The organism is Nonomuraea mangrovi (assembly GCF_042681425.1).
GTDB classification, from domain to species: domain Bacteria; phylum Actinomycetota; class Actinomycetes; order Streptosporangiales; family Streptosporangiaceae; genus Nonomuraea; species Nonomuraea mangrovi.
Map to the genome: position 1 here is coordinate 543,906 of NZ_JBHUFV010000061.1, position 19,958 is coordinate 563,863.

General features: G+C 68.6%; 23 protein-coding genes. 10 read left to right on the plus strand and 13 right to left on the minus strand.

Annotated features, from left to right (window positions below; translation table 11 throughout):
• Nucleotides 1–94: 94 nt before the first annotated feature.
• Complete coding sequence (locus ACFSKW_RS41490) at nt 95–217, plus strand: hypothetical protein (protein ID WP_379579608.1); 123 nt, start codon at nt 95–97, stop codon at nt 215–217.
• 158 nt (nt 218–375) lie between these two features.
• On the opposite strand, the gene qcrB is transcribed toward ACFSKW_RS41490, so the two are convergent.
• The 4 genes from qcrB to ctaE are packed head-to-tail and all read right to left on the minus strand — an operon-like array spanning nt 376 to nt 4,571.
• Nucleotides 376–2,028, minus strand: coding sequence for a cytochrome bc1 complex cytochrome b subunit (gene qcrB / locus ACFSKW_RS41495; RefSeq protein WP_379579610.1), 1,653 nt, complete (start codon nt 2,026–2,028; stop codon nt 376–378).
• A complete protein-coding gene (gene qcrA, locus ACFSKW_RS41500) occupies nt 2,025–3,134 on the minus strand; it encodes a cytochrome bc1 complex Rieske iron-sulfur subunit (protein WP_379579612.1) in 1,110 nt (369 codons plus the stop codon). Before qcrA ends, qcrB begins: the two co-directional genes overlap by 4 nt.
• On the minus strand, nt 3,131–3,940 hold the full coding sequence (gene qcrC / locus ACFSKW_RS41505; protein WP_379579614.1) for a cytochrome bc1 complex diheme cytochrome c subunit: 810 nt from the start codon (nt 3,938–3,940) through the stop codon (nt 3,131–3,133). Before qcrC ends, qcrA begins: the two co-directional genes overlap by 4 nt.
• A 16-nt stretch (nt 3,941–3,956) precedes the next feature.
• Nucleotides 3,957–4,571, minus strand: coding sequence for an aa3-type cytochrome oxidase subunit III (gene ctaE, locus ACFSKW_RS41510; protein ID WP_379579616.1), 615 nt, complete (start codon nt 4,569–4,571; stop codon nt 3,957–3,959).
• 188 nt (nt 4,572–4,759) lie between these two features.
• Between ctaE and ACFSKW_RS41515 the strand changes: the two genes are divergently transcribed.
• From ACFSKW_RS41515 to ACFSKW_RS41525, 3 genes are all read left to right on the plus strand, one after another.
• Nucleotides 4,760–5,158, plus strand: coding sequence for a hypothetical protein (locus tag ACFSKW_RS41515; protein ID WP_358124718.1), 399 nt, complete (start codon nt 4,760–4,762; stop codon nt 5,156–5,158).
• Nucleotides 5,159–5,165: 7 nt separating this feature from the next.
• Complete coding sequence (gene trpD, locus ACFSKW_RS41520) at nt 5,166–6,212, plus strand: anthranilate phosphoribosyltransferase (RefSeq protein WP_379579618.1); 1,047 nt, start codon at nt 5,166–5,168, stop codon at nt 6,210–6,212.
• 438 nt (nt 6,213–6,650) lie between these two features.
• The gene (locus ACFSKW_RS41525; RefSeq protein ID WP_379579619.1) at nt 6,651–6,878 is read left to right on the plus strand and encodes a hypothetical protein; all 228 of its coding nucleotides are present in this window, start codon (nt 6,651–6,653) and stop codon (nt 6,876–6,878) included.
• A gap of 55 nt (nt 6,879–6,933) precedes the next feature.
• Here the strand turns inward: ACFSKW_RS41525 and ACFSKW_RS41530 are convergent, their stop codons facing one another.
• Both ACFSKW_RS41530 and ACFSKW_RS41535 read right to left on the minus strand, forming a co-directional pair.
• Complete coding sequence (locus tag ACFSKW_RS41530; RefSeq protein WP_379579621.1) at nt 6,934–7,782, minus strand: cytochrome c biogenesis CcdA family protein; 849 nt, start codon at nt 7,780–7,782, stop codon at nt 6,934–6,936.
• 30 nt (nt 7,783–7,812) lie between these two features.
• Complete coding sequence (locus ACFSKW_RS41535; RefSeq protein ID WP_379579623.1) at nt 7,813–8,349, minus strand: TlpA family protein disulfide reductase; 537 nt, start codon at nt 8,347–8,349, stop codon at nt 7,813–7,815.
• A gap of 214 nt (nt 8,350–8,563) precedes the next feature.
• Here ACFSKW_RS41535 and ACFSKW_RS41540 point away from each other — a divergent pair, with 214 nt between their 5' ends.
• Nucleotides 8,564–9,256: a sensor histidine kinase gene (locus ACFSKW_RS41540; protein ID WP_379579625.1), complete on the plus strand. Its 693-nt coding sequence runs from the start codon at nt 8,564–8,566 to the stop codon at nt 9,254–9,256.
• Nucleotides 9,257–9,277: 21 nt separating this feature from the next.
• On the opposite strand, the gene ACFSKW_RS41545 is transcribed toward ACFSKW_RS41540, so the two are convergent.
• The 4 genes from ACFSKW_RS41545 to ctaC form a co-directional block, all read right to left on the minus strand.
• The gene (locus ACFSKW_RS41545; protein ID WP_379580262.1) at nt 9,278–10,462 is read right to left on the minus strand and encodes a L,D-transpeptidase; all 1,185 of its coding nucleotides are present in this window, start codon (nt 10,460–10,462) and stop codon (nt 9,278–9,280) included.
• A gap of 145 nt (nt 10,463–10,607) precedes the next feature.
• On the minus strand, nt 10,608–11,003 hold the full coding sequence (locus tag ACFSKW_RS41550; protein WP_379579627.1) for a cytochrome c oxidase subunit 4: 396 nt from the start codon (nt 11,001–11,003) through the stop codon (nt 10,608–10,610).
• Nucleotides 11,000–12,658, minus strand: a complete 1,659-nt coding sequence (ctaD, locus tag ACFSKW_RS41555; RefSeq protein ID WP_379579629.1) for an aa3-type cytochrome oxidase subunit I — start codon at nt 12,656–12,658, stop codon at nt 11,000–11,002. Before ctaD ends, ACFSKW_RS41550 begins: the two co-directional genes overlap by 4 nt.
• Nucleotides 12,655–13,413, minus strand: a complete 759-nt coding sequence (gene ctaC, locus ACFSKW_RS41560) for an aa3-type cytochrome oxidase subunit II (protein WP_379579631.1) — start codon at nt 13,411–13,413, stop codon at nt 12,655–12,657. Before ctaC ends, ctaD begins: the two co-directional genes overlap by 4 nt.
• 197 nt (nt 13,414–13,610) lie before the next feature.
• Between ctaC and ACFSKW_RS41565 the strand changes: the two genes are divergently transcribed.
• Together ACFSKW_RS41565 and ACFSKW_RS41570 are read left to right on the plus strand one after the other, a co-directional pair.
• Nucleotides 13,611–14,744 carry a cysteine desulfurase family protein gene (locus tag ACFSKW_RS41565; protein WP_379579634.1) on the plus strand — a complete coding sequence of 378 codons (1,134 nt, stop codon included), beginning with the start codon at nt 13,611–13,613 and terminating at the stop codon, nt 14,742–14,744.
• Nucleotides 14,745–14,808: 64 nt separating this feature from the next.
• The gene (locus ACFSKW_RS41570) at nt 14,809–15,054 is read left to right on the plus strand and encodes a sulfurtransferase TusA family protein (RefSeq protein ID WP_379579636.1); all 246 of its coding nucleotides are present in this window, start codon (nt 14,809–14,811) and stop codon (nt 15,052–15,054) included.
• Between the two features lies 1 nt (nt 15,055).
• Here the strand turns inward: ACFSKW_RS41570 and ACFSKW_RS41575 are convergent, their stop codons facing one another.
• Nucleotides 15,056–15,703, minus strand: a complete 648-nt coding sequence (locus tag ACFSKW_RS41575) for a nitroreductase family protein (RefSeq protein ID WP_379579638.1) — start codon at nt 15,701–15,703, stop codon at nt 15,056–15,058.
• A gap of 100 nt (nt 15,704–15,803) precedes the next feature.
• On the opposite strand from ACFSKW_RS41575, the gene ACFSKW_RS41580 reads away from it, so the two are divergent.
• A complete protein-coding gene (locus ACFSKW_RS41580; protein ID WP_379579641.1) occupies nt 15,804–16,250 on the plus strand; it encodes a MarR family winged helix-turn-helix transcriptional regulator in 447 nt (148 codons plus the stop codon).
• Nucleotides 16,251–16,377: 127 nt separating this feature from the next.
• Nucleotides 16,378–16,809 (plus strand): CBS domain-containing protein, encoded by a 432-nt coding sequence (locus ACFSKW_RS41585; RefSeq protein WP_379579643.1) that lies wholly within the window; start codon nt 16,378–16,380, stop codon nt 16,807–16,809.
• Between the two features lie 232 nt (nt 16,810–17,041).
• Here ACFSKW_RS41585 and ACFSKW_RS41590 read toward each other — a convergent pair whose 3' ends face one another.
• The gene (locus ACFSKW_RS41590; RefSeq protein WP_379579645.1) at nt 17,042–18,028 is read right to left on the minus strand and encodes a carbohydrate kinase family protein; all 987 of its coding nucleotides are present in this window, start codon (nt 18,026–18,028) and stop codon (nt 17,042–17,044) included.
• Between the two features lie 99 nt (nt 18,029–18,127).
• On the minus strand, nt 18,128–18,481 hold the full coding sequence (erpA, locus tag ACFSKW_RS41595; protein ID WP_192776512.1) for an iron-sulfur cluster insertion protein ErpA: 354 nt from the start codon (nt 18,479–18,481) through the stop codon (nt 18,128–18,130).
• Between the two features lie 322 nt (nt 18,482–18,803).
• Between erpA and nadA the strand changes: the two genes are divergently transcribed.
• Nucleotides 18,804–19,946: a quinolinate synthase NadA gene (gene nadA / locus ACFSKW_RS41600; RefSeq protein ID WP_379579647.1), complete on the plus strand. Its 1,143-nt coding sequence runs from the start codon at nt 18,804–18,806 to the stop codon at nt 19,944–19,946.
• Nucleotides 19,947–19,958 lie beyond the last annotated feature (12 nt).

Here is a 19,958-nt window from a genome sequence, read left to right on the forward strand (position 1 = left end):
TGAGGCCCTGTCCGTCGCCCTCCCCCGCCACGCGCGCTCGGTGACGCGTATCCCTGGACAGACGCCCGCCCCGTGACGGGGGTGGCGGCTTGGCGTGCCTGCCGTACAGGCCGGGTCCACGCCCGCCCTGGACCACCCGGGCATGACGGGAAGGCGTCCGCCCGAGACCGCCGTCGGCCTCACCAGGACGCCCGCCAACGACCACATCGGGACCTGACGACCGCACTCGCCCGGGACCACCTTCGGCCTTCCACGAAGACGCCCACCTCGAAGACCGACCGCAGGGCCTGCCGTCCCGTGAGAAAGGTCGCCGGGGACGCGGAAACGCCCCGGCTCGGACGGATGGTGTCCGGGCCGGGGCGTTTCGCTTGGGAGCTAGTGCGTCAGGCTGCGGTCGTCGCCGCTGGTGATCTCGGCGTGCTCGTCGCCGTGACCGTGGCCGTGACCGTCGTCCAGCGGGATCTTCTCCCCGCCGTACGCCTTCGACATCCGCCCGCGCAGCTTGCCCAGCGGGCCGCGCATGCCCTTGGGCGGGATGCCCTCGCTGTCGACGTCGACGTCGACCTGCTGGATGGCCTCCTTGCCCCGCATGTGCGCCTCGATGTCCTCCGCCGGCGGCGTGTGGATCTCGATGAACTCGCCGTGCGGCAGCCGCTTGATCACACCCGACTCCACGCCGTGCCCGATGACGGCGGCGTCGGAACGCTGCAGGCCCAGGCAGATGCGGTAGGTGATGATGTAGGCGATCACCGGACCGATGATCACCGCCACGCGGCCGATGTAGGTCGTCCAGTTCAGGCTGATGTAGAAGTTGGCCGACAGTTCGTCGTTCGCGCCGAGCAGCCACAGCACGCCGTAGAACGTGATGGCGGCCATGCCGATCGAGGTGCGGTGCGGGTTGTTGCGGGGACGGTCGGCGATGTGGTGCTCGCGGTTGTCGCCGGTGATCCACCGCTCCAGGAACGGGTACAGCGCCAGTCCTGTCATCACGATGCCCATCGGCACGAGCGCCGGGATGATCACGCTCAACGGCAGCGTGCCGAACTCGCTGGACCCGAAGATGTTGATCTCCCATGGCGGCATCAACCGCAGGGAGCCTTCGAGGAAGCCCATGTAGAAGTCGGGCTGCGAGCCGGCCGAGATGTCGGCGGGGGTGTAGGGGCCGAACGCCCAGATCGGGTTGATCTGCGCGAACGTCGCCAGTCCCGCGACCATCGCGAAGGTGAACAGGAAGTACGCCCCGGCCTTGAGCATGAACGCGGGGTAGAACGGCGCGCCGACCACGTTGTGGTTGTCGCGACCCTTGCCGGGCATCTGGGTGTGCTTCTGCACCCACATGAGCACCATGTGCGCCGAGATCAGCGCCAGCAGGATGCCGGGGATCAGCAGGATGTGCAGCGAGTAGAACCGGGAGATGACGTCCTCGCCCGGGTACTCACCGCCGAACAGGAAGAAGGTGATGTAGGTGCCGACCAGCGGCAGCGAGATCGCCACGCCCTCGGTGATGCGCAGGCCCGCGCCGGACAGCAGGTCGTCCGGCAGCGAGTAGCCGGTCAGGCCCTCGGCCAGCGCCAGCGTCAGCAGCAGGACACCGATCACCCAGTTGAGCTCGCGCGGCTTGCGGTATGCACCCGTGAAGAACACGCGGAGCATGTGCACCATCATGCCGGCCACGAACAGCAGGGCGGCCCAGTGGTGGATCTGCCGCATGAGCAGGCCGCCGCGGACCTCGAAGCTGATCTCCAGCGCGGAGGCGTAGGCCTCCGACATCATGACGCCCTTGAGCGGCTCGTACGAGCCGTCGTAGACGACGTGCATCATGCTGGGTTTGAAGAAGAACGTCAGGAACGTGCCGCTCAGCAGCAGGATGACGAACGAGTAGAGCGCGATCTCGCCGAGCAGGAACGACCAGTGGTCGGGGAAGACCTTGCGCAGGTTGCGCTGGAGGAAGCTGCCCGCGCCGAGCCGGTCGTCGAGGTAGGTCGAGGGGCCGCCGATGGCCTTGGGAACCGTCGTCAGCTCGCTCATGCGTGGCCTCCCTCGGACCGGACCTTCGCCTCGGCGTCGCCGCGCTCCCAGAAGCTGGGGCCGACGGGCACCGCGAAGTCTCCCTTGGCGATGAGGTAGCCCTGCTCGTCGACCGCGATGGGCAGCTGCGGCAGCGGCCTCGCGGCCGGGCCGAAGATGACCTTGGCACCGTCAGCGGCGTCGAACGTCGACTGGTGGCAGGGGCACAGGATGTGGTGCGTGGTCTGCTCGTAGAGGGCGGCGGGGCAGCCGACGTGCGTGCAGATCTTGGAGTAGGCGACGATGCCGTCGTGGGTCCAGTTCAGGTTCACGCCCGACTTGATCTCCTCGGGGCGGAACTTGATCAGGATCAGCGTGGCCTTCGCCAGGGCGTTGAGGTCGTGCTCGTAGCCCTCGGGGACCACCGACAGGATGCCGCCGGGCGAGTTGAAGTCGGCGGCGCGGATCGGCTGACCCGTGCCCTCGACGACGAGCTTGAGCGGCTTGCCCTCCTTGTTCTTGGTGCCCCACACCGTGTGGCGGAGCTCCTTGTGGAAGGCGGAGGCGGGCATCTTGGAGTTGTCGAGGTCGCGCAGCAGCACCAGCGGGATCAGCCCCAGGGGGGCCGAGGCCAGCAGCAGCGTACGGCGCAGCAGCGGCCGCTTGACGAAGCCGCTCTCCTTGGCACCCTGCAGGAACGTCTCGGAGACGTAGTTCCTGGTCTCGCCGTCGGAGGCCATCGCGTGGCGCTCCTGGACCAGCGTGTACTTCGGCATGACCTGGCGGACCCAGACCACGATGCCGGCCGCGAGGCCGAGCAGCGCCACCGTCAGCGGCGCGCCGAGTGCCAGGTTGGAGACCGCCGTGCTGTCGACGTCGCCCACCTGGAAGACCACGTAGTTGACGATGAACACGAGGGCGGCGATGAAGGTGACCGTGAAGCAGAGCGCCACGATCCTCTCGCCCTTGCGGGCCTTGCCCTCGTCGGGGTAGTAGACGCCGGGAACCTCCACGTCGTCCGGCTTCTGCTCCGCCGGGATCAACGTCTTGCCGTGCGGAGGAGTGCCGATGACGCGCTTGGGGACGCGCTCGTCCGGCTGCTCGATCTCATGTCCGTTGTCTGTCATGACGCCTGTCGCTTCTTAGCGGTGATCCAGATGGCGGCCAGTACGAGGGCGCTGATGCCCACGAGCCACGCCACGAGGCCCTCGGTGACCGGGCCGATGCGGCCGAGACCGAAGCCTCCGGGGTCCTTCTGCTCGCGCACATCGGTGATGTACGCGATCATGTCGCGCTTCTCCTTGGGCGTGATCGTGGAGTCGTTGAAGACCGGCATCGCCTGCGGGCCGGTGGCCATCGCCTCGTAGATCTGCGTGGGCGTCGCCTCGTTCAGGTTCGGCGCGTACTTGCCCTGGGTGAGAGCGCCGCCGGCACCGGTCCAGTTGTGGCACTGGATGCAGTTGGCGCGGAAGAGCTCACCGCCCCTGGCCACGTCGCCCTGCGCGGGGTCGACCGCGTTCTTGTCGGGGACGACGGGTCCGCCGCCGAGCGACTGCACGTAGGCGGCCAGCTGGCGGGTGGTGTCCTCGTTGACCCACTCGGGGGTGGGCTTGCGCGGTGCCTGGGCGCCAGGGTTGGCCGCGGGCATGCGGCCGCTGCTCACCTGGAAGTCGACCGCCGCCGCGCCCACGCCGACGAGCGTGGGTCCGGAGGCTGTCCCCTCGGCGTTGAGGCCGTGGCAGCTCGAGCAGTGCGCCTGGAACAGGCTCTTGCCTTCGGCGACGTCGTCGGCCTTGCCGGACGCCAGAGCGGCGTCAGCCGGCCTGCTGGCCGGCGTGATGAGGGTGTACACCCCCCCGACCAGCGCCAACGCGAAAAGCAGGACGGCGTATCTCGCGAGCGGATGCCGCCGCCGAGCGGTGATCCTAGTCACAGAGATCCCCGTTTCCTTACTGGATGATGTAGATGGTCGCGAAAAGGCCGATCCAGACAACGTCAACGAAGTGCCAGTAGTAGGACACGACGATCGCGCTGGTCGCCTGCTCATGTGTGAAGCGCTTCGCGGCGTACGTGCGTCCCAGCATGAACAGGAACGCGATCAGTCCACCGGTCACGTGGAGGCCGTGGAAGCCCGTGGTCAGATAGAACACCGAGGTGTAGGCGTTCGCGGAAAGCGTCGCACCCTCGTGGGCGAGCTGCATGTACTCGTAGATCTGGCCGCCGACGAAGACGGCGCCCATGAGGAAGCTGACGAGGTACCAGAAGCGGAGCTTGCCGACCTGACCCTTTTCCGCGGCCCACACGCCAAGCTGACACGTCACACTCGACAGGACCAGAATGATCGTGTTGACCGTAGAGAACGGAATGTTCAGCTCTGCCTCGGGCCAGGCCTTGCCCTCGCCGAGACTCACTGACCGGATGGTGAAGTACATCGCGAACAGCGCCGCGAAGAACATGAGCTCAGAGGACAGCCACACGATCGTCCCCACGCTGACCAGATTCGGCCGGCGGGACGAGTGAGCCGTCGTCGTCGTAATTGCGGATGCTGTCGCCACGGGCAGCATTATTGCGGCTCTGGTGGTCGGGTCGCCGCACGACCCCCCGTTAGTGGACCCGAACACGCCCACAGCCTGGGACAATTAGTGCAAAACGCCCGGCGGCCTGGGTTTCCGCCTGAAGGCACCGGTACGATCCCAGGTGACCATACTGCTACCACCGATAGTGAGCTGCGACCGTGAGCACCGACGACACCATGAGGGTCCTCGTCTACAGCGACGACGCCAGGACCCGCGACCAGGTACGGCAGGCCATCGGGCGCCGTCCCGCAGCCGACGTCCCGCTGGTGGAGATCGTGGAGTGCGCCACCCAGCCCAAGGTCCTGCAGTTGCTCGACTCCGGCACGATCGACGTGGCCGTGCTCGACGGCGAGACCCAGCCCGCGGGCGGCATGGGTGTCAGCAAGCAGGCCAAGGACGAGGTCTACGACTGCCCGCCGATCCTGCTGCTGGTCGCCCGCAAGGACGACCGCTGGCTGGCCAACTGGTCGCGCGCCGACGCCGTCGTCCCGCAGCCGCTGGAGCCGATCGCCGTGGCCGACGCCGTCGCCACCCTCATGCGCCAGCGCTCCGCCACCCGACTCAACGCGAAGTAGGTTCGCCATGGACGCTCGCACCACCTGGCCCGCGCTGCTGTCAGCCCTCCTGGCGGGGGAACACCTGACCGCCGACGAGACGGCGTGGGCGATGCGGGAGATCATGTCGGGCTCCGCCACCCCCGCGCAGATCGCCGGGTTCGCGGTCGCGCTTCGCGCCAAGGGCGAGACCGTCGCCGAGGTGACGGGCCTGGCGCGGACGATGCTGGAGCTCGCGACCCCGCTGAAGGTGGAAGGGCCCGTCCTCGACATCGTCGGCACGGGAGGCGACCGCGCCCACACGGTCAACGTCTCCACGATGGCGGCCATCGTCGCCGCGGCCGCCGGTGCGCGCGTGGTCAAGCACGGCAACAGGGCCGCCTCCTCTTCCTGCGGCGCGGCCGACGTCCTGGAGTACCTCGGCATCAGGCTCGACCTGCCGCCCGAGTCGACCGCGCGAGTGGCGGCCGAGGCCGGCATCGCGTTCTGCTTCGCGCCCGTCTACCACCCCGCGCTGCGCTTCGCCGGGCCGCCGCGCAAGGAACTGGGCATCCCGACGATCTTCAACTTCCTCGGCCCCCTGACCAACCCGGCCCGGCCTTCCGCGCAGGCCATCGGCGTCTACGACGCCCGCATGCTGCCCGTCCTGGCCGGCGTCTTCGCCGAGCGCGGCGTCTCCGCGCTGGTCTTCCGCGGCGACGACGGACTCGACGAACTGACCATCGCCACCACCTCGACGGTGTGGGTGGTACGCGAGGGCACGGCGACGCAGACCGTCTTCGACCCCGCGGTGCTGGGCATCCCGCGCGCCGAGGTCGGCGCGCTGCGCGGCGGCGACGTGGCCTTCAACGCGCAGGCGGTGCACGACCTGCTGCGCGGGAAGAGCGGTCCCGTGCGCGACGCGGTACTGCTCAACGCGGCGGCGGCGCTGGTGGCGGCCGACGGCCCGGGCGACGACCTCGACTCGGCGATGATCGACGGGTACGCGCGTGCCGTACAGGCGGTCGACTCCGGTCGCGCCGCGGAGACGCTCGACCGGTGGATCGAGGTCAGCCGCACCCTCAGCCCCGCCTGACCGCTCCCCCGTCACCGGAGAGCACCGGCGCGACCCGACTTCGCGGCTCCGCACGAGAGCGCCGGTCTCCGCCAGGCGCAGAGACGGCTTCCGCGCGGCCCGACACTGGGACCGCTCCGACGACCGGGCACGCCCGCGTCCAGGCGGTTACGGCCGGCCCTCGGGGGCGAGCCGCCCTCCCCGAGCGTGCGCTCGGCGGCCGGCTTCGGTGTGCGTCCTGGAGGGCCGCCCACGGACAGGTCGGCGGCCGAGCCGCCCACCAGTAGCGATCTACAGTGAGTCACGAATCCATAGCGGTCGGTAACGTTTGGTGGCCCTGATGACGATGGGTCAGGTGAGTTCCACGTTCGCTCGTGCCCCCCGAGGTTCCCAGGAGTGACAGCCGCCCGGGTCTGGTCGACGGGCCGGACGGTGACCTCTCACCAACGGGAGCCATACGTGACAGACGGACGAGTGGTGTTGTTCATCGTCGTGGCGTTCGCCGCGTACATCGTCGGCCGCCGCTTTCAGCAGATGCTGGACCTGTGGCGGAGGTGGCGGGGCACCAAGGCGGCCCTGCCGGGCATGCGCAAGGACGCGTGGCGGGGCGTTCGCACGCTGCTCAAGGTGGGGCTCGTGGCCGCGGTCCTGTTCTGGGCGGTCACCCACATCCACCACCTCATGTGAACAACGGTCGGCTCTCCGACTCGCGAGGCCGCCGGTTCTCCCGGGCGTGCCGCGCTCATCTCCCGCGTGATCCGGTACGGCTCCGCCACAGCCCGAACGCGGCGGCCAAGGCCACGGCCAGCACGAGGGCGATCCAGCCCGCGCCCATGACCGCGACCCATCCCGCCACCGTGCGCTGCACGGCTCTCATGACGCCGACGATCGGATCGCGGGTCGAGGCGCCCGCGAAGACGCGCAGCTGGTACCAGCCGTAGTAGGCGACGTACAGCCCGGCGAGCAGGAGCAGCCCGCCGCCGATCCGTGAGACGTACGGCAGGATCCGCCGCAGCCGTCCCACGACCGCGCCTCTGGCCAGCGCGACGGCCAGCGACAGCAGGGCGACGACCAGCCCCATGCCGACCGCGTAGGCCACGAAGACCGCCAGCCCGCCGAGCACCCCGCCGCCGACCAGGGCGGCGGAGACGACGGCGAGGAACGGGCCGATCGTGCACGACAGCGAGGCCACCGCGTAGGACAGCCCGTACCCGTACAGCGACCGCACCGACATCGCCGGACGGCCTGCGGCGAGCCTCGGCGTGCGCGGCGACAGTTCTCTGCCGCTCAGCAGCCACAGCCCCATGGCGGCGAGGGCGACGCCGATCACGATCGTCAGCCAGGGCAGGTACTCCCCCACGGATACGGCCAGCGGCGTGAGGACCAGACCGGCGAGGCCGAAGACGGTGACGAACCCGCCCGTCATCGCGGCCGAGAGTTTGAGCGCCCGCGGCACGGCGCCGGAGGGAGCGCCCGTGTCGTCGGCGAGGAGCATGGTCAGGTAGGCGGGCAGCAGCGCGAAACCGCACGGGTTGAACGCGGCCAGGGTGCCCGCGGTGAGCGCCAGCGCGAGCGGCAGGTCGGCGCTCACCACCGTCGGGGTCCCGGCGGGGGCGTCGGGCTAGCCGGCGAGCAACTGCTGGACATAACCGCTCAGCTCCTGGGTGGTGAGCGGCCCCCATTCCATCCTGTTCGAGCCGTCCGGCCTCATGAACACGAAGGTGGACTGCTCGCTGACCCCCAGCTTGGTCCAGACCACGCCCTTGTCGTCGGACAGCTGCACGATGGTGCCGGTGCGGGTGCGCTGGACGAACTCCTTCATCGCCGCCTCGGTGTCGAGGCCCGCGACACCGATGAAGGCGACGTCACGGAACTTGGCCGAGGCCGCCCTGACCGCCGGCGCCTCGTCGTGGCAGTCGACGCACCACGGCGCCCAGAACCAGAAGACCACGTGCTTTCCCGCCAGGCTCTCGCCCTTGAACTCCTTGCCGTCCAGGGTCCTGGCGGTGAACCTCAGCGCGTCGGGAACGCTCGCGGTGGCGGCGGAGGACAACGGCTTGCCGCGAAGCGCGCCGGCTGAGCCCTCCCCCTGCACTCCGCACGCGGCCGTCAGCAACGCGGCGATCATGAGGACCGCCGCCGTACGGGTCCCCACCATCGCTCCAGCATAACCCCGGCCCCTCCTGCCGAACGGGCGGCGGCACCCACGACGAGAGCGGCCGTGAGCGGGCAGCGGCTCCGGGGCAGAAAAGTGCCCGCGCCGGCCGTCGTGGCAGGCAGCGGGCAGCGCCGGGGCCCTACGCTCGGGGGCGGAGTGGAGATCCGCCGCCAAGCGGATGCGTACCGGGCAGCCCGCGCCTACGCTCCGGGCCATGCCGCCTCTCCTGTCATGGCTGGCCGCCGTGACCACGGTAGTCCTGTGCCCGACCGTCCTGCTCCTGCTCCGGCTCCGCGCCCGCGTGACGGCCGACCTGGCCGCCGAGCGGACGGCTCGGGAGGAGACCCTGAGGCGCGTCCTGATCGTCCAGGAGCTGCACGAGGTCGTGGCGCATCGGGTGAGTGTCATGACCCTCGGCATCGGCGCGGGCAGGATGACCATGGGCAAGGACCCCCGCAGGGCCGCCGACACCCTCAGGGACGCGGAGGAGTCGGGCCGCCAGGCGCTCGGCGAGCTCCAGCGCATGCTGGGCATCCTGAGCGCGGTCACGGGCGTCCCGCCTTCGCGAACCCCGCAGCCCCTCCTCGACGACCTGCCCGACCTGCTCCACGAGGCCCGCACGGGCGGTCTCCAGGTGGACTTCACCCAGGACGGCACACCGGTGCCGGCCGCCCCTGGGGTGGAGTTGTCCGCTTTTCGCATCGTCCAGGAGGCCCTCAGAGACGCCGAGGGCGCTTCCAGGGCCAGTGTGACCCTGAGGTGGCGACAGGGCTTCCTGGAGGTCCTGGTGAGCGGTGACGGCCCTTCCAGGCCTGAGGGCTGGCTGATGCGCGAGCGGGCCGCCCTCGTGGGCGGCACCGTCACGATCGAAGGAGGCGCGGTGCACGCGCGCCTCCCCCTCCGCTGACCCGCCGGCGGCGGACGGCGGCTACAGCGCCTCGGTGGTGGAGGACTTCAGCGAGCTCCACTTGAGCCACTCCTTCCAGTTCTCCTGCCAGTGCCCCCACCCGTTGGTCGGCTCCAGTGGCCGTGGCGAGCCCGTGATGATGATCGGGTCGCCGATCAGCGTGTTCTTGATGAACCACGACGCGTTCGTCGGGCTGATGTTCACGCAGCCGTGGCTCACGTTGGCGTAGCCCTGCGACCCGACCGACCATGGCGCGCTGTGCACGTACTCGCCCGAGTTGGAGATCCTCACGGTGTTGTAGACGGTCAGCTGGTAGTAGCCGGCCTGTCCTGGGCCGATCCCCGGCGAGGTCATGACCGTCACCGGCTCCCTGGACATCGCCAGGTGGATGCCGGAGGTCGTGTGGTACTTCCACACCCCTCCCTGGCCGGCGCTCATCGGCATGTTCCTGATGACCTTGCCGTCCCGCTTCACCTTCAGGTGGTGATTGCCGGTGGTGCCGGAGGTGATCTGCTCCCTGCCGATGGTGAAGTCGAGGGTGTGGTCGCGCTTGCCGTACATGCCGGCGCCGCCCCGCACGCCCGTCAGGCGCGCCTCGAGACGCACCTTGGTGCGCGCGGGCCAGTAGACCTTCGGCCTGAAGTCCACGTGCCTCGAGTCGAACCAGTGCCAGGCGCCCTCGACCGGCTTGGAGGTCTTGACGACGAGGTTGCGCTCGACGGACACGCGGTCCGTGATGTCCTTGTCGAAGGTGATCATGATGGGCATGCCGACGCCGACGGTGAGGCCCGTGTCGTACTTGTGGGGCGCCAGCTGCTCGATGCTGAAGGAGCTGGTCGCCTTGACCGTGGTGAAGGTGCTGGTGGTCTTGGTCGTCTGGCCCGCGGAGTTGGCGACGAGCGCGGTGACGGTGTAGGAGGTGCCGGGCCGGGCATAGCGCTTGCTGCGCCACTGCGTCCGGTCGGCGCTGAGCTCGCCGGTCAGGCCGCCGGACGCGCCGGTGATGCTGACGCTCCTGAGCGTGCCGCCGCGCGCGGAGACCAGGACCGTCTGGTCGGTGGGCACGTTGCCCGTCTTGTCCGCGGGGATGATCGCCACGCTGGCGGGTGGTGGCCCCGCGCTGGGCGAGGCGATCCCCACGGGCGTCCCCGCCGAACACGCTGTGAGTACGGCGAGGGCAAGCGCTCCAGCCGAACCTTGGGTCATCCGCCCCACGGGTACTCTCCTCTTCTTCGAACCCCTAACGTCCCCTTACTACCCTCGGTGATCGTTTCGCCACATTCGGCGGGAAGTAAAAAACGCCAAAAGCGGGCGCCCTCGGACAGGGCACCCGCTTCGGTATGGGGTGGGGTCAGTGAGAGAAGTTGCCCCGGTAGTACTGGAAGACGAATCCGACCATCGCCATGATCACCAGGAAGACGCCGATCAGGAACATCCACAGGCCGATCACGAAACCGACGAACGCGAACGCCGCCGCGAGGCAGACGAACAGCGGCCACCAGCTGCTCGGGCTGAAGAATCCGATCTCACCGGCGCCGTCGCTGATCTCGGCCGTCTTGTTGTCCTCCGGCTGGTCGCCGATGCGACGAGCCGTGAACATCAGGTAGTAGCCGATCATGAACGCGAAGCCGACGGAGATGGCCATGGCCGTGGTGCCGACCGGCTCCTTGGACCAGAACCAGTAGACGACGTCCACGCCCGCGAAGAACAGTCCGCAGAGCAGGAACAGCCAACCCTGAACCTTCATCGGGCCTCAACCTCCTCGGGCTTGGCCGACACGTGCGGGTAGTGGAGGTCGAACGCGGGGCGCTCGGACCTGATGCGCGGCAGCGAGGTGAAGTTGTGCCGCGGCGGCGGGCAGGAGGTCGCCCACTCGAGCGAGCCGCCGTAGCCCCAGGGGTCGTCGACGGTGACCTTCGGCGCGCTGCGCCAGGTCTTCCAGACGTTGTAGAAGAACGGCAGCGTCGAGGCGCCGAGGATGAAGGCGCCCACCGACGAGATCATGTTCAGGTCGGTGAAGCCGTCGGTCGGCGCGTAGTCGGCGTAGCGCCGGGGGAAGCCCACCATGCCCAGCCAGTGCTGCACGAGGAACGTGGTGTGGAAGCCGATGAACAGCAGCCAGAAGTGGACCTTGCCCAGCTTGTCGTTGAGCATCCGGCCGGTGAACTTGGGCCACCAGAAGTAGAAGCCCGCGAACATCGCGAACACGACGGTGCCGAAGACCACGTAGTGGAAGTGGGCGACGACGAAGTAGCTGTCGCTGATCTGGAAGTCCAGCGGCGGGGAGGCCAGGATGACGCCGGTCAGACCGCCGAGGAGGAAGGTGATCAGGAAGCCCACCGAGAACAGCATCGGCGACTCGAAGCTCAGATGGCCTCGCCACATGGTGCCGATCCAGTTGAAGAACTTCACGCCCGTCGGCACCGCGATGAGGAACGTCATGAACGAGAAGAACGGCAGCAGGACCTGGCCGGTGGCGAACATGTGGTGCGCCCACACGGTGATCGACAGACCGGCGATCGAGATGGTGGCGGCCACGAGGCTGATGTAACCGAAGATCGGCTTGCGGCTGAAGACCGGGATGATCTCGGTCACGATGCCGAAGAACGGCAGCGCGATGATGTAGACCTCGGGGTGGCCGAAGAACCAGAACAGGTGCTGCCACAGCATCGCGCCACCGGTCTCGGGGGCGAAGATGTGCGTGCCGAGCTTGCGGTCGGCCTCCAGCGCCAGCAGCGCGGCGGCCAGCACAGGGAAGGCCATCAGCACGAGCATGCTGGTGAGCAGGATGTTCCAGGTGAACATCGGCATCCGGAACATCGTCATGCCGGGCGCGCGCATGCAGATGATCGTGGTGATGAAGTTCACCGAGCCGAGGATGGTGCCCAGACCGGACAGGGCCAGACCCATGATCCACAGGTCGCCGCCGACGCCGGGCGAGCTGATCGCGTTCGACAGCGGGGTGTAGGCGAACCAGCCGAAGCTCGCTGCGCCGTTCGGGGTCAGGAAGCCGCTGACCGCGATGATGCTGCCGAACAGGTAGAGCCAGTAGCTGACCATGTTGAGGCGGGGGAACGCCACGTCGGGCGCGCCGATCTGCAGCGGCATGAGCTCGTTGGCGAAGCCGGCGAACAGCGGCGTCGCGAACATCAGCAGCATGATCGTGCCGTGCATGGTGAACAGCTGGTTGAACTGCTCGTTCGTGGTGACCTGCAGCCCCGGCTGGGCCAGCTCGGCTCGCATGATGAGCGCCATCACGCCGCCGATGAGGAAGAACACGAACGACGTGATCAGGTACAGGTGCCCGATGATCTTGTGATCGGTGGAGGACAGCCACTTCGCGATCACCAGGCCCTTACGGGTCGGCTGCGCCGTGACTGAGGGTGCTTGGATGGCGGTCACTGGGCTCTCCCAGCCTGGGTCGTCATGTACTGGTCGAACTCAGCCTGCGAAACGAGCTTGACCCTGAAGAGCATGCGGCTGTGGTCGACGCCGCACAGCTCGGCGCAGCGGCCCGCGTAGACGCCCGGCTTGTTCAGTGTGGTGATCTCGAACTTGTTCTTCTCGCCGGAGATGCCGGGGATCACGTCACGCTTGAACATGAAGGCGGGAACCCAGAACGAGTGGATCACGTCGTCGGCGTCCAGCTTGAACAGGACCTTCTTGTTCACGGGAAGCACCAGCTCGGGCGACTGGGGGGCCTTGTAGTCGCTGACCGGCATGCCGACGACCTTGGCGGTCTTGCCACCGGCGTCGGTGGTGAACCGCCAGCTCCACTGGAAGCCCTCCACGTGGACCGTCACGTCGGGCTGCGCCGAGACGCTCATGAGCTTCGTCTCGTCGCGCGCGGTGAAGAAGAAGAACACCGAGACCATGACGAGCGGCACGACCGTGTAGAGGATCTCGATCGGCAGGTTGTAGCGAACCTGCGGAGGAAGCTCGGCCGAGCTCTTTCGCTTGCGATGGAAGATGCACGCCCAGATGATCAGGACGATGACGACGAGTCCCGTGGCCAGCGCCGCGATCCAGGCCCCATTCCACAAGTTCGTGACGACGTCAGCCTGCTCGGTGACCCCCTCGGGAAGGAGTCCACGCGACCAGTTGGCCTCGGGCACGTCATTTGCACAGGCCGTCGCGGAGGCCAGCAGCAACGCCAAACCGGCGGCGCTCGACACTCTGCGCCGGCCCAACGGACGCCGCTCAGTACGGCGGGTCGGACTCACGGATCGCCTACCCCACAGATGAAGCCCAGGAGTCTCTCCTGGGCGCTCGTATTTCCATATGCACAGCTGATTGCAGACACATTAGCGTGGGGGGTGGTCGGCTCCCCGCTCACCCCCGTTAATGTCTCGATGTGCCTTACTTCGACGCGGCATCGACCGAGCCCCTGCATCCCCGGGCGCGTGAGGCGCTCATCGCGACCCTGGACGCGGGCTGGGCCGACCCCGCGCGGTTGTACGGCCAGGCCCGCCGTGCTCACCTGCTTCTCGAACAGGCGCGCACGGAGGTGGCCGAGGCGCTCGGTGCCAGGCCGGACGAGGTCTCGTTCACCTCTTCCGGCACCCAGGCCGTGCATCTCGGCGTGCTCGGCACCCTACACGGCAGGCGAAGGGCAGGGCGTCACCTCGTCACCAGCGCGGTGGAGCACTCCAGCGTCCTGCACGCCGCCGCGGTGCACGAGGCCGAGGGCGGCACGGTCACCAGCGTGGGCGTCGACCTGGCGGGACGGGTGGATCTCGGCGCCTTCACGACGGCCGTCTCGGCCGAGGGCACCGCGCTGGCCTGCCTCCAGACGGCCAACCACGAGGTCGGCACTCTGCAGCCGGTCGCCGAGGCGGCCGCGGCGTGCCGGGAGCACGGGGTTCCGCTGCTGGTCGACGCCGCCCAGAGCGCGGGCCGGCTGCCGGTGCCGCAGGGCTGGTCGGTGCTGACGGCGAGCGCGCACAAGTGGGGCGGTCCTGCGGGGGTGGGGGTGCTGGCGGTCAGGAAGGGCACGCGCTTCCGCTCCTTCCTGCCGGAGGACGAGCGCGAGCGCCGCAGGGTGCCGGGGTTCGAGAACATCCCCTCGATCGTCGCCGCCGCGGCCGCGCTGAAGGCGATGAGGGAGGAGGCGGCACAGGAGAACGCCCGGCTGTCCGCGCTCATCGACACGATCAGGGAGCGGGTCCCCCAGCTCGTCCCCGACGTGGAGGTGATCGGCGACCCCGTCGACAGGGCGCCGCACATCGTCACCTTCTCCTGCCTGTACGTCGACGGAGAGGCGCTGCTGACCGAACTGGACAAGGCGGGTTTCGCGGTATCCTCCGGTAGTTCGTGCACGGCTAGTACGCTTCGTCCATCGCATGTTTTGGAGGCGATGGGCGTGCTTACGCATGGAAACGTCCGGGTATCGCTGCCCAGGGGCGCTTCCGCGGCCGAGGTGGACAGGTTTCTCGCCGTCCTCCCCGAGACGGTGCGCCGGATCCGTCAAGACGCAGGGGTCGTATGACCAGGCTCGTTGAGGTCGTCCAGAGACGCGGCACGGTGGTCATGAGACCGACGAAGGGGGCCTCGTGACCGTCGCAGCTCAGCCGACTCTGACCATCGACGCACTCGGCAAGAAGTGCCCGATCCCGATCATCATGCTCGCCGAGCAGATCAACTTCGTGCCGCTGAACGCCATCGTCGCCGTCCTCGCCGACGACCCCGCCGCCTACACCGACGTGCCCGCCTGGTGCAGGCTCAAGTCGCACCCGCACGTGGGCACCTACGAGCTGCCGGGGGGCGGCTGGGAGATCCACGTCCGGCGCAACTACTGACCTACCAGCGCTCCCAGTGCAGGACCTCCTCGCGTGGGATCCTGCGCGCCGGCCTGAAGTCCGTGCCGATCGTGAACGCCAGGGGCACGAACGCGGCCAGCATCACCTCGTCGTACGGCACGCCGAGCACCGCCGCCAGCTCCCGTTCGAGCGGTGCGTGGGCGGTGGTCCACACGGTGCCGAGCCCCCTGGCCCTGGCGGCGAGCATGAAGCTCCACACGGCGGGCAGGATCGATCCCCACGTCATGGACTGGTCGAGTGCCGAGGCGCCGTCGGTGCGCCCCTCCACCGCGGGGATGACGAACGCGGGGACGCGGTGGATGTTGTCATAGAGGTGGCGCAGCCCGTCTGAGATGCGCTCCATGGAACCGGGGTGCGCGTACATGCGGCGCAGGTCCCGCTCGTTGACCGGGCGCCCGCCTCCGGTCTCGAGCGCGCGCCGGAAGAGGTCTCCCACGAGCGCCCGCCGCTCCTCGTCCGTGACGACCAGGAAGTGCCAGCGCTGGCGGTTACGCCCGGTCGGCGCCTGGGTGGCCAGGTCGACGCATTCCTCGATCAGCTCGCGAGGCACCGGCCTGGTGAGATCGAGACGCTTGCGCACGGCGCGGGTGGTGGACAGCAGCTCGTCGGGTGTCATCGCGAACTCCATCTTGTCATCAGACAATCTCTAGCCAGAACGTATGAGAACAGACGATCTGATGTCAAACAAAGAGTGGTAGGCTGACCCTGCAGAATAAGGAGAGGATCCGATGCAGGTCAGGCCGACGTACTTTCCTCGGCTCGCCGGCGAGCGGCTCGACATCGCGCTGTGCAGGGCCTCGGCCGCCGTCGCCCGCGCCGCCGACACCCACGCGGCGGAACAGGGTCTGGGCGTGGGCCAGCACCTGGTGCTGAAGATGCTCCACGCCGTCGGCCCCTGCTCCCAGCAGGCGCTCAGCGAGGAGCTGCGCATCGACCGCAGCGTGATGGTGACGATCTGCGACGACCTGGAGCGGGGCGGGTGTGTCAGACGCGAGCGCAACCCTCACGACCGGCGTTCCTACGCTGTCACGATCACCGACGCGGGAAGGCGGCAGCTCGCCGTGGCCGAGCGCTCCACCCCCGGGCACCTCGACGACACCTTCAAGGCGCTCACGCCCGACGAGCGCACGCAGCTCGCCACGCTCCTCGGCAAGCTGCTGGGCATCCCCGGCTGACGAGCGCACCGCCCACCGCCACGACGGCGCGCGAGACCGGAAGACCCGTGCCACCGCCAGGGGTCACAAATGGCACTAAATGGGTAGAAACCTCCCCGAACAACGTCATCGACTTCGGGGGGAACAGATGACAAGCGGACATCCGCACAACACCGCGCGTGACCTCATGAACCCGGGCGTGGAGTGCATAGCCGCCCACGAGACCCTCGACCGCGCAGCGCAGATGATGCGCGACATGGGCGTGGGGGCCCTGCCCGTCTGCGGGCCCGACGACCGCCTCAAGGGCATCATCACCGACAGGGACATCGTCGTGAAGTGCATCGCGCAAGGACACGACCCTTCGCGCATGACGGCGTCCGACCTGGCGACGGGGCTCGTCTGGGTGGCCGCCGACGCGACCGTCGAAGAAACGCTGGCCCGCATGGAGGAGAACCAGATCAGACGGCTGCCCGTGATCGAGCAGCACCGCATCATCGGCATGATCAGCGAGGCCGACCTGGCCAGGCACCTGCCCGACGACCAGCTCGCCGCCTTCTGCCACCGGATCTACGCGTCCTGACGCGTGCCCGCGCACACGGTCCATCAGGACAGCCAGGATCGCGGCGTGACGGCGGCAGGCGAAGTCCGCTGGAGCGGCGTGATGGGCGGACGGCCACCGGTGACCTCGGTGGCCGTGACCCGGCCTGCCGTACGGACGGATCGTGAAGGGCCGCGCGCGGCGGGCCCATGAGCCCAACCGCGGGCCGCGCGCGACCCGACAGGGGCCGGGCGCGGCGGACGGCGGCTGATGATCAGGCGTAGTGGCAGCGCACGTGCTCGGCCACCTCGTCGGCGGCCGCCTGCCCGTACGCGGCGGCGAAGCGCTCGAGGAACACGCGCTGGCCGAGCTCGTACTCCTGGCAGCCCACCCGCTCCAGCACGTGCGTGGCCGTCAGGTTGCCGACCTGACCCGCCCGCTCCAGCGGCAGCCCCCACGCGACGCCCGCGAGGAAGCCCGCCCTGAACGCGTCGCCGACACCCGTCGGGTCCGCCTTGCCCAGCTCGGGCGCCGGAGTCACGTGGATCGACGGTTCACCCTTGCGGTCGATGACGGCGCCCTTCGGGCCGAGCGTGGTCACGCGGACGCCGACCCTGTCGAGGACCTCGGCGTCGGACCAGCCGGTCTTCTGCTCGATGAGCCCCTTCTCGTAGTCGTTGGAGAACAGGTACGCCGCGCCGTCGACGAGCTGGCGGATCTGCTCGCCCGCCATCCTGGCCAGCTGCTGCGACGGGTCCGCGGCGAACGGGATGCCCCGCTGGCGGCACTCGTCGGTGTGGCGCAGCATGGCGTCGGGGTCGTTCGGGCTGATCAGCACCAGGTCGAGCCCGCCGACCCGGTCGGCGATCGGCTGCAGCTCGATGAGCCGCGCCTCCGCCATCGCGCCGGTGTAGAACGAGGCGATCTGGTTGTGCTGCTCGTCGGTGGTGCACAGGAACCGGGCGGTGTGGTGGACGTCGGAGATATGCACCGAGTCGCAGTCGACCCTGTGCCGCTCCAGCCACGAACGGTAGTCGGCGAAGTCGGCGCCGACCGCGCCCACGAGGATGGGGGTGAGGCCGAGACAGCCCATCCCGAAGGTGATGTTTGCCGCGCAACCTCCGCGCCTGACCTGCAGATCGTCGACGAGGAACGACAGGGACACCCGGTCGAGCTGGTCGGCGATGAGCTGGTCCCCGAAACTCCCGGGGAAGGTCATCAGATGGTCGGTCGCGATGGAGCCGGTGACGGCGATGCGCACGGGATTCTTCTTCCTCGTTGTCAGCAAGCCAATGAAGCCCCAAGAGAATACGCGAAGGTCCCGCGCGCACAAAGGCGCGCGGGACCTTCGCGCGTCGATCTAGTTGAACGAGTCGCCGCAGGCGCAGGAGCCCGTGGCGTTGGGGTTGTCGATGGTGAAGCCCTGCTTCTCGATCGTGTCGACGAAGTCGATCGTGGCGCCGATCAGGTACGGCGCGCTCATCCTGTCGGTCACGACGCCGACACCGTCGAAGTCGGACACGATGTCGCCGTCCATCGAGCGGTCGTCGAAGAAGAGCTGATAACGCAGACCGGAACAGCCGCCCGGCTGCACGGCCACGCGCAGCTGGAGGCCCTCTTCACCCTGCTGCTCCAGCAGGCTCTTGACCTTGGCCGCGGCCGCGTCGGTCAGGATCAGGCCCTGCGTCGTGGTCTCGCTGCTCTCAACCGTCATGTGCTGACTCCCGCGTCTGGATCAGCCGCAGTGTCACGGCTGTCTGTTTCTGACGTCCTACTAAGACGCTACCAACACCGGAGGCTTGCTATGCATTCCGCGTCTGAGGGGTTGTTATAGATCGTCCAGAAAAATCGGAAAACGGAACTCTGGCCGGCCCGCATCGGGGACGCCCTGACCCCCTTCCTCTCCACGCGGCGCCGCCCCTGCACCCCCGACCTGCGCTGATCGGCGCCCTCGAGGCCAAGGGGGTGCCAGGAACAAAGCGCCCCAAGCCGTGTGTCATCATTAGTCGTCACTTCGACGATAAGGGGGTACGGCCATGGCCACCCAGACAGGGCTGCCGCTCTTCGTCCTCGGGCAGGGCACCGATCCGCACAGCGAGAAGGGTGTCGACTGTCCCGGTGAACTCCCCCCGGCCTCCGACCCGGGGCTGGTGGAGCGGGCGCGCAAGGCGAAGGAGGCGCTGGGCGACAAGCTGTTCGTCCTCGGCCACCACTACCAGCGTGATGAGGTCATCCAGTTCGCCGACGTGACCGGCGACTCCTTCAAGCTCGCCCAGCAGGCCGCCGCGCGCCCCGAGGCCGAGTACATCGTCTTCTGCGGCGTGCACTTCATGGCCGAGTCCGCCGACATCCTGACCAACGACTCCCAGAAAGTGATCTTGCCGGACATGGCGGCCGGGTGCTCGATGGCCGATATGGCCACGTTCGACCAGGTCGAGGAGGCGTGGGAGCTGCTGGAGGAAGCAGGCATCGCCGACATCACGGTGCCGATCACCTACATGAACTCCAGCGCCGACATCAAGGCGTTCTGCGGCAGGCACGGCGGCGCCGTGTGCACCTCGTCCAACGCGAAGCGGGCGCTGGAATGGGCCTTCGAGCAGGGCCAGAAGGTGCTCTTCCTGCCCGACCAGCACCTGGGCCGCAACACGGCGGTGCTGGAGATGGGGATGTCACTGGAGGACTGCGTCGTCTACAACCCGCACCGGCCGCCGAGCGCGGACGAGCTGCGCAGGGCCAAGATGATCCTCTGGAAGGGCCACTGCTCGGTGCACGGCCGTTTCACCGCCGAGTCGGTCGACGACGTACGGACCCGCATCCCGGGCGTCAACGTCCTGGTCCACCCCGAGTGCAAGCACGAGGTGGTGCTGAAGGCCGACTACGTCGGCTCGACCGAGTACATCATCAAGAAGCTCGAAGCGGCGCCCGCCGGCTCGCAGTGGGCGATCGGCACCGAGCTGAACCTGGTCAAGCGCCTGGCGCAGATGTTCCCCGACAAGGGGGTCTCGTTCCTGGACAAGACCGTCTGCTACTGCTCCACCATGAACCGCATCGACCTGCCGCACCTGGTGTGGGCGTTGGAGTCGCTGGCGCTCGGCGAGGTGGTCAACCAGATCACGGTCGACGCCGACACCACCCACTGGGCCAAGGTCGCGCTGGAGCGCATGCTGGCCCTGCCGTGACGAAACCCCCAG